Source organism: Hymenobacter sp. (assembly GCF_035709525.1).
Classification (GTDB): Bacteria; Bacteroidota; Bacteroidia; order Cytophagales; family Hymenobacteraceae; genus Hymenobacter.
Map to the genome: position 1 here is coordinate 1 of NZ_DASTEP010000118.1, position 12,211 is coordinate 12,211.

7 protein-coding genes are annotated in these 12,211 nt (G+C 63.0%); 1 reads left to right on the forward strand and 6 read right to left on the reverse strand.

Going from position 1 to position 12,211, the window contains the following annotated elements:
• Positions 1-40: 40 nt before the first annotated feature.
• Positions 41-706 carry an NUDIX hydrolase gene (locus VFO93_RS09975; protein WP_325134222.1) on the reverse strand — a complete coding sequence of 222 codons (666 nt, stop codon included), beginning with the start codon at positions 704-706 and terminating at the stop codon, positions 41-43.
• Positions 707-953: 247 nt separating this feature from the next.
• Here VFO93_RS09975 and VFO93_RS09980 point away from each other — a divergent pair, with 247 nt between their 5' ends.
• Entirely contained in the window at positions 954-1,463 is a 510-nt protein-coding gene (locus VFO93_RS09980; RefSeq protein ID WP_325134223.1) for a hypothetical protein, read from the forward strand.
• Positions 1,464-2,269: 806 nt separating this feature from the next.
• On the opposite strand, the gene VFO93_RS09985 is transcribed toward VFO93_RS09980, so the two are convergent.
• From VFO93_RS09985 to VFO93_RS10005, 5 genes are all read right to left on the reverse strand, one after another.
• Positions 2,270-4,852: a M14 family metallopeptidase gene (locus VFO93_RS09985; RefSeq protein ID WP_325134224.1), complete on the reverse strand. Its 2,583-nt coding sequence runs from the start codon at positions 4,850-4,852 to the stop codon at positions 2,270-2,272.
• A 265-nt stretch (positions 4,853-5,117) separates the two neighbouring features.
• Positions 5,118-6,422, reverse strand: coding sequence for a zinc dependent phospholipase C family protein (locus VFO93_RS09990; RefSeq protein WP_325134225.1), 1,305 nt, complete (start codon positions 6,420-6,422; stop codon positions 5,118-5,120).
• A 267-nt stretch (positions 6,423-6,689) separates the two neighbouring features.
• Entirely contained in the window at positions 6,690-8,477 is a 1,788-nt protein-coding gene (locus VFO93_RS09995) for a cytochrome c peroxidase (protein WP_325134226.1), read from the reverse strand.
• 191 nt (positions 8,478-8,668) lie between these two features.
• Positions 8,669-9,592: a leucine-rich repeat domain-containing protein gene (locus tag VFO93_RS10000; RefSeq protein WP_325134227.1), complete on the reverse strand. Its 924-nt coding sequence runs from the start codon at positions 9,590-9,592 to the stop codon at positions 8,669-8,671.
• Between the two features lie 180 nt (positions 9,593-9,772).
• On the reverse strand, positions 9,773-11,962 hold the full coding sequence (locus tag VFO93_RS10005; protein WP_325134228.1) for an alkaline phosphatase PhoX: 2,190 nt from the start codon (positions 11,960-11,962) through the stop codon (positions 9,773-9,775).
• Positions 11,963-12,211: the final 249 nt, after the last annotated feature.

Consider the following 12,211-nt stretch of genomic DNA (forward strand, 5'->3'; position numbering starts at 1 on the left):
AGGGGGCCGGGGGGTGAGGTTCCCCCGTTAGGGCGCGCCCCTAATCGCAAAGCGTCGGCAATTCCGGCTGCCGCGCAAACGCCAGCATCGTTTCTAACTGCGAAAGCGTCACCCGGTCTGCCGACAATTCCAGCGCCGCCAGTTCGTCGCGGTGCACCCAGCGCACGCCGGCCGTTTCCACGGTATCGGTGAGTAGCGCGCCGCCCACCACGCGGCACAGCACGAAGGCCTTGTACACGTACCACGGCTGCGGCGGGTGCGGGTGCTGCTTTTTATCGAGTAGGGCGAGCAGGCGCACAGCTTCGGTTTCGAGGCCAGTTTCTTCGCGCACTTCCTTCACCGCTACCTCGAAGGGCGTGAGGCCCACCTCGGCCCAGCCGCCGGGTAGCGACCAGCGGCCACCATCCAGCTTTTCCTGCACCAGCAGCACCTCGTCGGTGCCCCGAAACAGCACGGCGCGAATATCGACTTTGGGCGTGGGGTAGGCGGTTTCAGTCGAAAAAAGCGACTCCAGCAGCGCCACCGGCTGGCCCGTTAGGCCGGCCATCACCTCCAGGCTCAGGGCCTGAATTTCGGTGTAGCGCTCGGTATCAAACACACTTTGGGAATACATGAGGCCGGCTTGCGCCAGGGCTTGCAGGCGTTGCGCGATGCGGAGCAAATCGGACGCGGCGGGCGGGTTGGCCGGGAAGTTATCGGGTGTCATCTGGATTGGGCAGGCAATAAGAAATGGTTAAGAAAAGCTCAATTTTTTGGCATCACCAAAATAGCTGCGAAATGGCAAAAATGGTCTAAACGTGGCTAAACGGGCCACAAAGCCACATTATCATAAGTTATAACATTCTTGAAGTGAAGCATGTTGTACAGAGCCAGGTTTGATTCCTGGCCGCTTCTTATAGCGCAACAAGCCTATATTGCCAGGCTAAAAAGGCAACTCAATTACTAAAAAATTGATGGATAAAATCCGATTATTTAGCTGCGGCCTCCTGGCCCTTACCGGCTGGACCGCCACCCTACCGCCCCCCGAGCCCACCACAAAAGCGACCACGTTTGCCCGCTTTTTTGCCCCGCTGCGCGCCGTGCGCCAAGCTGTAGCGCGGCCCCCAAAACCTCCGAAAACGCCCCCCGTTTACACCGTGACGGCCACTGCCTACGAGGCCGTGGCGGGCCAAACCGACGCCGAACCCTTCGTGACGGCCGACAACTCGCGCATTCCCAAAAAATACAGCAGCCGCACCCGCTGGCTGGCCCTCTCCCGCGATTTGCTGCGGCCCTGGGGCGGCCCCTTTGCCTTCGGCGATACGGTGCGCGTGCGCGGTATCTCGCCCAGCCTCGATGGCACGTACATCGTCCACGACACGATGGCGCGCCGCCACCGTCGCTGCCTCGACGTGCTGGTGCATCCGCGCGAGCACATCGACTTGTTTCAAAAGGGTACCAAGATTCAGCTGGCGTCCCTTTAGACCGCAGATTCAAACGGATTTTTAGGATTTAACGGATACGCCCGCTGCGCGGGCTGGCTTGGTTGAACGTATCGCGCACAGTTTGGCTTTGTATAACTGCTCGCTTCTGGCGCGCTGCCCGCGTTTTGGGCGGTTTGTGAAACTTAGCTTAAGAATAGTTGATTAATTCAAACCTGCTGCGTGCCCGCTTGCTTGCTTTCAAGCAATTGACAATCAGCAACCGCCGCCAGACACTACCGCTCAAGGCGCTCGGATTGCTGGCGCTACTGGTGTTATTGCTCGGCACCGTGGCGGCCCGCACCGCCAGCCGCAAAGCTGCCCGCACCAGCACGATATATACCGTAACGGCCACCGCCTACGGGGCCGTGGTGGGCCAAACCGATAGCAAACCCTTCCTCACGGCCGACAATTCGCGCATTCCGCGCCACTACGGCAGCCACACGCGCTGGCTGGCGCTGTCGCGCGATTTGCTGACGCCCTGGGGCGGGCCGTTTGCCTTCGGCGACAAAGTGCGCGTAACCGGCATTTCGCCCGCGCTCGATGGCGTGTACACCATCCACGACACCATGAACCGGCGCTACCGCCGCCGCCTCGACGTGCTGGCGCACCCCCGCGAGCGCATCAGCCTCAACCAGCCGGGCGTGAAATTGCAGCGCCTTTCGGGTGCTACCCAGGCCCGCCGGCCGCGCCAACGTGCGGCTGAAAAGGTGGTAGCGAAGGCTACGCACCGCAAAGCTCAACCGCGCCGCGCAGCAGCCAAAACATTGGCTTCCAAGACCCAGCGCAAATCAACCAAGCGCCCGACCTCACTGGCCCACCAGAAACACGGCGTTGCCAAAAAGCAGCTTGCCGCTCTGCCAAAACGCCCGAAACAGCGGGTTGTCGCCCAGATACACCACCTGGCCGCGCCCAAGGTCCTGCGTGCCGAGCACAAACGTGTCGGCAAGCTGCGGGCGAGCCAGGCTCCCCGTAAAGCCCGCCGCGTAGCTGTTCTTCTTGATGACGCCCACGTTCCAGCCGCCCTGCGGCAAAAATTTGTAGCCTAGCGGATTGCGCACCAGCGCGTAGTACGTATCGCCGTAGCCGAAGGCCAGCGGGTGCGAGTTGTCGAGGGCCACGCGGTAGATGCTGCCCTGGGCCTGGGTTTCGAGGTCGCGGCGCTGCTCGTCGCCGTAGCGGCGCAGGGCGCGGTAGGGGTTGGCGCGGGCGGCTTTGCTGCTGTCGCTGGTAGCGGCGGGCTTGGCTTTGAGCAGGAAATCGCGCTTATCGGCCAGAAAGCGGCTAGCGCCTTCCAGCGCGATGAGCTTGCCGCCGGCGCGCACCCAGGTTTTGAGGTTGTCGAGGGCCGCCGTGGGGTACACGTCGGCGTAGTTGCCATCGGGCAAAATGAGCACGTCGAACTTGCTGAGCGGCACGGTGCTGAGGTACTCGGTGCCCAGCACCGTGAGCGGGTAGCCGAGCTGCTGCTCAAAGAAATGCCACACCTCGCCAAACGCCGACGCATTGACGCCGGGGCCGGCTACCACGGCCACAGTGGGCGCTTTCACGGCCCGCACCGAGCCCGAGCCCAGGTCCCCACCGGTGGTTGAGAAGCCCGATTTCACGGCGTGCAGCACCGTGCCCGCCGAGTCGGTTTGCGCCCGCACCAGCTGGTCGAATTTTGCGCCCAACCCCTCGTTGCCGGCGCGGGTGATGATGAGCGAGCCGGGCGCGTACTGCTGGCCTTCGGCCGCGAAGGCTTTTTCGGCAAAGCGCACTTTTACTTTTTGCTGGAGCAGGCGGCTGAGCAGGCGCACATCTTGCAGGCTGTTCCAGCGGGCCAGGTAGGCGTAGGGTTTGTCGGCGAGGGCGACGCTACCCTTCACCATCGGGGCGGCGGGCGCGGTAGCGTCGGCGGCCAGGCGGGTGGGCAGCGCGTAGGCTTTCACCCCAAATGAATACGGCAAAGCCCAGGCCGTAATGTCGTAAGTCAGCGAGTCTTCGAGCTGCGGCTTAGGCTCAAACAGCACCTTTACGAGCGTCGATTTGGGCTGGTACATGCTCACTACCAGGTCGCGCGGCTCGACTTGCACGGTCTCGGTTTTGCCCGATAAGTAGTTGTAGCCTTTCGCCTTGACCTGCCTGGGCGCGAAGCCGTATTTGATTTCCTGGCGGTCGAGGTATTGCGTAAAATTGCGCAGCTGGCCGGGGTCGTTGCCCGCCGCGATGACGTAGGTTTTGTACTCGCCCTTGGGCTGGGTGCGGGCGGTGGTGTAGTAGGTTTCAAACTCGCGCAGCAGCTCGTCGTGGTGCTCGGCGGTGGCCTGAATGGTGGCCCGGCTGGCAGCCGCATGGTGCGCGATGCGCTGCGCCAAAGTCAGCGTGTCGCCGTCGGGGCGGGCGTAGCGCAGGCCAGCGGCCCCGCCCCCACCCTGCTCGTAGGTCATGCCGATGGCCCCGTTGAAGGTGGGCCAGGTGTCGCCGTAGGTCGGGGCAAACAAATCGTAGACTTCGCGGGTGAAATACAGCCAGTTGTTCTTGTCAAACGTCTTCTCATTATACTCGCCAATCACGTTCTGAAACTGGCGCTGAAACGGCGTAATGTCGGCGTGAAACGGCCGGGCGGCGGGCGAAAAGTAGTACGAGTTGTTCGGCCCCATCTCGTGAAAATCGGCGTGCACGGCCGGCAGCCACTGGTTGTAGAGGGCAATGCGCTGGCGGCTTTCCTGCTGGGTTTGCCAGGCCCAGTCGCGGTTTAGGTCGAAGTAGTAGTGGTTGTAGCGGCCGCCGGGCCAGGGCTCGCGGTGTTCCCAGGCGTAGGGCGAGGCGTTGGGCTGCTGGTTTTGCACGCGGTTGTACCAGTTCACGTAGCGGTCGTGGCCGTCGGGGTTCACGCAGGGGTCAAGCAGCACCACCGTGTTTTGCAAGTAGCGCTGCATCTCCGCATCCTGCGGGTTAGCCAGGTCATACAGTATTTGGAGCACGGCCTCCGAACTCACGGCCTCGTTGCCGTGCACGTTATAGCTAAGCCAGGCCACGGCGGGCAGCTGACGGCTGGCCGCGCCGGGGTCGAGGCCGGCGAGGCGGCGGTTGTTGTGCGCGATGTCGTCGAGCTTCGCAAAATTCTCTCGGCTGGCCACTTCTACTACCAGCAGCGGGCGGTGCTCGTAGGTTTGGCCGTAGCGCACGAGCTTCATCTGGCCGGGCGCGTGGGCTACTACGTGGGCGGCGTAGCGGTTCACATCGGCCTGCGGCGTGAAGCGGCTGCCCAGCGCGTAGCCCAAGAACTGCGCCGGCGTAAGCAGCGGCCCGGCCGCGTCGGCGGCCGGGCTTTGGGCGCGGGCGGGGCCAGCGGCGAGCAAGCCGCCAGCAAGAAGTAGTGAACGAATTATAGTAGAAAATACGGCCATGCAGCAAGGAGCGTTTGTCGGAGGCGCAAATTGCTATGAAAAAGCTGGCGAGCCTTTTTCATAGCAATTTGCGCCACGGTGAATGTAGAGACGCATACTTGCGTCTCACGCCAGGCGAGCCCTGACAACGACGGGACGCTAGGCTGCGCGTCTATACGCCAGGCGAACCTCTGGTAAGCTGAGAAAAGGGCTGCACGCTCACACCAAACGAGCCTTAACAACGCCGAGACGCAAGTATGCGCCTCTACGCTTGGCACACCGCCAGCTACCTCGGCTGCCGCTGTTGCATCTCGGTCAGCGCATCCTGCGCTTTCTGGCGGCGCTTGCGGTTTTTGCGCGTGTCTTCCTGCCCGTCTTCCGTGGCTTTGGTGTAGCGCACGGGCGGCGCGCTGGGCGGCGGGCCGGCGGCGTAGAAGGCCAGGATATTACCCTTCAGAGCGGGTGTGAGATATTCAAACTTGTGCTTGCGCAGCGTGCGCAGCAGCTCGGCGTAGGTTTCGTCGGCCAGCACGTAGTCGGTGGGGCGGGTGGGGCGGCCGGTATCGAGGTTGAGGTTGGGCAGGCGGGCGGCCATCGCGGCGGTGTCGGCGGGCTGGGCGCTGGTGAGGGCGCAGTAGCGGCCCAGTGCGGCGGTGTAGCTCTGGTGAAAGCGTTTGCTGTCCTCGGGCGTCGGCACCCGGAACGAATAGGTGCGCAGCGCCCCCACCTTAGGCAAAATATTAATGAGGCTAGCCAACACCCGCGCCCCAAAACCCGGCCGCTCGAAGTGCTCGCCGTTTTCCTGCTTAAACTCGCTGGGGTTCTTCCTATACGCGCGGTAGCGCTGGCGCAGCGTGGGGCTGGCCCGCCAGATTTGCTTGCGCTGGCTGTACCAGGCGGCCCGCACGGCCACCGGCAGCACCTGGTTTACGGCCAGCCGGAAGGCCGCGATGCTGGCATCTACGTTCAGGAAAATTCGCCCCAGCTCTACCCCATAGGTTTGGCGAAAGGCACTTTCCAGCAGCTTCTTACTTACCCGAAAGCCGATGTGCTTATGATACGCCTGCGAGCGGTAGCGGCCGTTGGCAATCTGCATCACGTCGAAGGCAAACTCGACCTCCGTGTGGTTGAGCGGGGCCTGCTCGTAGGTAACGACCGGGCCGAGGCCCGCCGCCCGCTCGGGGTACAGGTTGGGCAGCACCAGGTTGGTGGCGTCGGGGTGGCCCACGTTGTCGGAGGCGTAGTGCGCCAGCGCGCCCAGCGCGAAGGCGTACTCGTTGCGGTCGCCGGCCTCGCGCAGCAGGTTGCGCACAAAGTCGCCCGAGCGCACGTAGTGCGTGAGGTTGGTAAACAAGCTGGCCCCCAGCGGGTAGTAGCCCATGTCCTGCAAAATAGCCCCGCCGTAAGCGTAGCTTTTGGCTCGCTTCTGCTCCTTCTCGGTGGCGCCGGGGTATCGCTGTTGCAGCAGCGGCAGCACACACTTTTCCCAGGTCGAGTCGATGATAGACTGGTGGGTGAGCACCGAATACGCCGCCGCCGGGGCCGCCGGGGCCAACAGTAACAGCAGCAACAAAAAGCGAATCAGGCGCATAAACGCGGGCAAAACGAGTGGTAGCTTGTGCCAACGGCAAAGCCCGGCCGCTCGTTGCCGTGGTTCAGCTTTTCGGCCGGTAATGGGGCGTTGGGCTCGCCTTGCGTGCACCTCACCCCCTAGCCCCCTCTCCAAAAAAGAGGGGGAACTAGTCTTTAGTTTTAGTCTCTAGAAACTAGGCTTTTAGAACTAGAGCTAGTCCCCCCTCTTTTTTGGAGAGGGGGCTAGGGGGTGAGGTGCACGCAAGGCGAGCCCAACGCCCCCAGCCTACCGATACCCCACCGCCTTTGTACCCGGCTCGTCGTTCAGCGCCCCGATGAAGGCGATGAGGGCGGCCTTTTCGGCGGGCGTGAGGTGCAGGCGGTCGGGGCTGAGCGTTTGGGTGGGCACGGCGAAACCCAGGCCCTGGCCACCGCCCCGGTCGTAGAAGTCAACTACTTCAGCCAGCGTCTGGTACACGCCGTTGTGCATATAGGGCGCGGTGTGGGCGGCGTTGCGCACGGTGGGTGTTTTGAAGGCGTAGCGCTGGTGCGCGATGCCGTGCAGCAGGTACTTGCCCTGGTCAGGGTCGAGCGTGGGGTGTAGGGTGTCGGCAGTGGCGGGCACGCCCAGCACCTCGCTTTCGGCCTGCTCGTAGAGCGGCCCCACCGCCCCGCTAAACAGCGGCGCGTAGTGGCAGGTGCCGCACTTGGCCTTGCCCATAAAGAGATTAAAGCCCTGTATTTCCTGCTTATTCATAGCCAGCGTATCGCCGCGCAGGTGGCGGTCGAAGCGGCTATTGAGCCCGCCCAAGGTGCGGACGTAGGCGGCCAGCGCCCGGCGCAGGTTGCGCTCGGTGAGGGGCGCTTTTTCGTCGGCAAAGGCGCGGGCAAACTGCGGCCCGTAGCCCTTGCGGCGCAGGGCCACGGCCACGGCGCTGAGCTGCCCGCCCATCTCGGCGCGGTTCGACACGACCTCGTGCACCTGGTCTTCGAGAAAATGCACGCGGCTGTCGTAGAACAAGGCCGGCTGCAAGGCCGCGTTGAGCAGCGTGGGCGTGTTGCGGGCCAGGCTGCGGCCATCGAGCAGCGAGCTATTCACTTTCAGCCCATCGGCGTAGGCTTTTTCAGGTAAATGGCAGCTTTGGCACGAGCGCCCCGCCCGCCCCGACAAAGCCGGCTCGGCAAACAGCGCCGCGCCCAGCGCCAGCACTGCTGGGGTGGGCGCGGCCGCATCGGCCGGGGCAAAAAAGGCGGGGTCGAAGGCATCGGCCTCGAAAAACGTGGCCGCTCCCGGCCGGATGGCCCGCCGCCCGCCCACCAGCGCAATGCCGCGCTGCATCTGCCACACCTTCAGGCTAGTCAAAAACGGATTGAACGCCCGCGTGAAAAACGCCATCCGGTCGAAGTGCTCGAAGCCGGCCGCCGTGGGGCCAGGCGCCTGCACAGCCGCCACACAGCGCCGGAGCTGAGCGAGCAGCGGCGCGGGCGCGTCGTAGCTCGCCAGCACCTCGCCGGTGGCTTGCAGGGTGATGGCCGCCTCGGGCAGCGCGGTGCCTACGGTGGGCGTATCAAAGCCGGATATTCCTTTGGAAGCCAGCCGGTAGAGGTTCAGGCGCAGCGCGTCGAGCACCTCGCTATCAGTGGGGATAAGGGCCGGCAACTGACCTTCGAGGTAGCGCACTTGGTAAAGCATATTATCCAGCTCCTGGCGCAGGTAGTCGCGGCGGCCGGGCTCGGTGGGCTCGGCGTACACCATTTCTTCGAGGGCCTGCAAGCCGCCGGGTAGTTGCACCTGCTCGGGCTCGCTGGGCTCGGCCTCGGGCAGGGCCGCGCCGTTGAGGCGCTGGGCGGTGCCGGGATAGTAATACTCGATTGCAAATTCCAGGGGCTTGTAAGCCGCCCGGCACGCGATAAACTCGGTGCGCAGCGCGGCCTCATCGGCCTTATCCACTACCGCCTGGAAATGCGTGAGGGCTGTTTGCAGCTGGGTCAGGTGCTGGGTGTAGTAGGTTTTGACTTGCTCGGCTGGGGGCGGCGGCAGGGCTTTGAAGGCAAGCAGGAATAGCAGACTCAAAAGCATCGTGAGGGCGGTGTAGCGGTGGGGTATTTTACTAGCCGCTCTGGCGTGAGACCCCACCCCCGGCCCCTCCCCTCCGGGAGAGGGGAGCCGGACGTTCGCTAACGTCTGCTCGCGGTCGGCTCCCCTCTCCCGGAGGGGAGGGGCCGGGGTAACCGCGCTTGGACTGACCTTTTTAGCAAAAAATCTCATTCAAAATAAAGCTTAGCCTGCGGCAGCAATGCCCGCGCCCGCGCCTGGGCCGCCGCCGAAAGCGCCGTGTGGCGCAGAATAACAGTGCGCAGCCGGGGTAGCCGGCGCAAAGTACGCGGCAGCTCAGCCAGCGGATTATCGTTGACAATCAGCATCTCCAGATTCTCCAACTGCCCCAGGCTGGCGGGCAGCGCCGCGAGCTTATTGCCGCTCAAGATGAGCGCACGCAGTTCGCGGCAGCCGCCGAGGCTGGCGGGCAGCGCGGTGAGCTGGTTGTTAGCCAGGTTCAGCTCGCGCAGCTTCGTGAGGCCGCCGAGCTGCGCCGGCAGCTGCTGCAATTGGTTATCATTCAAATACAAAAACCGCAACTGACGCAGCCCGCCCACGTTGGCGGGCAAGAACAGCAGGCGGTTGTGCGAGCAGTCGAAATAATCGAGCTGGCGTAGCTGCCCCAGCTGCTCGGGCAGCGAGGTAAACTGGTTCCAGGCCGTGACGAGGTAGCGCAGGCTGTCGAGCTGGCCCACGCTGGGCGGCAGCTCGGTGAGCGCGTTTTCATTGACTTGCAGTTGGCGCAGGCGGCGCAACTGACCGAGGGCGGCGGGCAGGCGCCGCAGGGCGTTTTTTTGGGCAAACAACTCACGCAGGCTGTCGAGGCGCGTGATTTCGTCGGGTAGTTGGCGCAGGTGGTTGTCTTGCACGTGCAGGCGGCGCAGGCGCGGCAGCTGGCCCACGCTGGCGGGCAGCGTTTCGAGGTCCTGGAAGCGTAGGTTCAGCTCTTGCGTGCAGTCGGGGCGGCGCAGGGCGTCGGCCACGGTGAAGGCGGCGGCCGGGCATTGCTCGCTATAAACGCCAAGATTGCCCCGCAGCAGCGGGGCAATCCAGAGGCAAAAGCTTAGTAAAAAAGCTAGGGTCGTGTTCAATTTTTTGGTTCTTGATTAAGGACTTGTGCAGCTTGCAGTGGGATACCAACCGTCATGCTGAGCGGAGCACAGCGGAGTCGAAGCATCTCTTTAGCAGAGTAACTTCTAACTATAAGCAACGAAGCGGTAGAGATGCTTCGACTCCGCTGCGCTCCGCTCAGCATGACGGATAGCCCTCCCCTACTGCTTCACAAACTGCCGCGTGAGCGTGGCGCTCGGCGTGCGCAGCACCAGCAGGTACTGGCCGCTGCTGAGGCCCTGCACCGGCAGGCGCAGGCTGTTGGCACCGGCGGTCAGCTCCACGGTTTGGGTGGCTAGCACACGGCTGCCCAAGATGCTCATCACCTGCACGGTGGCTTGCTCGCGGCGGTCGTGGGTCAGGGTCAGGTTCAGCTCGCTGGTGGCGGGGTTGGGGTAGAGCGTGAGGGCGGCGGCGTTTTTGGCCACGGCGGTAGCGGTAGTCACGTTACCCAGGTTTTCCTTGCGGGCGATAACCAGCGTGGTGGCCTTGTTGAAGACCACCGACTGGCCGGCGGCATCGTTGGTAGCCAGCGTATTGCTGGAGCTCGGGCCCTGGATGGAGAGGAACATAAACCGGCCATCGGGCGAGAGCGTCATGCCCGTGGGCTCGGAGCCGGCCGGGGTGGTAGCGAACAGCTCCACGGCCGGGGCGGCTTGGGTGTGGCAGGGCTTCACGAGCCAAATGTGGTCGCGGCCACCGTCTTGCAGCACGTAGAGGTTGCCGTAGGCGTCGAAGGTCAGGTTGTCGTTGCCGGTGCCCCAGGCTTCCTGCACGGTGCCCGCGCCGTAGTTGATGGGGTAAGTCTGGTTGGTAACGCCCACCGGCTGGCCCACGAAAATCTCGAAATCGCTGACGCCCGCCGTGGCATCGGCAAAGCGGTACACTCGGCCCGTACCCTTCGATGTGAAGTAGATTTTGCCGTCGTGCGGGCCGATTTCTACGTCCTCCACGCCCGCAAAGCTGGTGGCACCCAGCGCCGTAGCGGTGGTAGTCGTGTTGTTGCACTCGGTAGGCGTGCTGTTGGGTACCACTATCCAAGTGCCGGTAGTGGCCGTGCCGATGGCCCCGCTCAGTTGTAGCACGTAGAGCGTGCCGTTGGCGAGGTTGCCAGCCGTGTTGGCCACGTACTTATACACGTAGCTGGTGCCGCCGTCGTCAGCCCCTTCATACACGGTTTTGTTGTCGGCGGCCACTACCACATTTTCGTGCTTCATGCGGCCCATGCGCCAGAGCTTGTCGGGGGTGCCGTCGGCGTTCTGGTCTTTCACGGCGCGGGTGGCAGGGTTCAATTCCACGTTCCAGCCAAAGTCGAGGTAGCCGTCGTTGTTGCTGTCGGTGGGCGCGGTGGGCGTATTTTCTTCGCAGGTGATGACCGTGCCCCAGGGCGTGGTACCGCCCGAGCAGTTGTTATACGTGCCCACTACCGGCCCGAAATCGACGCCGTTCTTAGCCGATACGTTCCAGAGCTTGCTGGTGGTGTTGTACTGCAAATCAAGAATGCTCACCCCTGAGCTGGCCGCCGACGAGCCTTCGTGGTTGATGGACAGGTAGCCGTTGGTGCTGCTGCCCGCGATGGGCACGTAGCCCGTAAAGTCGTTGGCGGCCTTCACCGCGCCGGTGCCCGTGGTGTAGGCATCGCCGGTCTGGGTCAGCACCTGGTATACGTGCGTGCTCGGTATCACGAGCGTCTGGGTCTGGGCCGAGGGCTGCACCGACATGAAATTGCTGAGCGCCGCCGTGGGCATGGCGCAGGTCGTGACGCTGGTAGCCTGGTCTTTGAGCAGTTCCAGCTTGAAGCTGATGTCGGAGCTATTGGCGCGGTCCTGGTGAATCTCGACGGCGATGGTATTGGTGCCCGCCACCAGCGCCGACTTGGGCACGATGGCTTCGAGGTAGGTGCTTTCGTCGCTGCCGCTGACGGTGCTCACGGCGTAGGTATTATAGGCAATCGCGCCGGTGGGCAGGTTATCGCGGAAAATCTCCACGCCATTGAGGTACACCACCGCGCCATCGTCGCGGATGAGGCGCAGCTTCAATTGGGCAAAGCCCGCCAGGCTGCTCACCTGAAACTGCTGCCGGAAGTACGTCGTCACGTACTTATTAGAAGAATTCGAGCCAAAGCCCACTACCGTGGTTTCGTCGTTGTCACCGTAGCCCAGCTCGGCCGCGCCACTGGCCCAGGCGGCGTCGTTGAAAGCGGCGGCGCGCCAGGCCGTGCCCTGGTCGGTGCCATTATCGAGGTATTTCCAGGTGCTGGTGGCGGCCACCAGCGGGGTTGTGGTTTGGGCGGCGGCGGGCAGCGCCAAGCCCAGCGCAGCCAGGAAAAAGAGAGTAGAAATGGGTTTCATAAAATGAATTCCAACTGAATGAGGCCGCAAGCTCGGAATTCAATGTGTCCCTTAGTTTATCCCTGGTTTACCGTTAAATAATGCCACTTTTTAAGCTTCACGGTATTTTCATCTTTAGTTGAAAGCCAGCGGGTAAGGCAGTTAGCTTTATTTCAAGGAAAGGTGGTGCTTTTTTAAAAGAGCGTTAGTACTTGCGAGTAGGCAAATCGCTGAGCGGTGTAGAGACGCAAAATATTGCGTCTCTACACC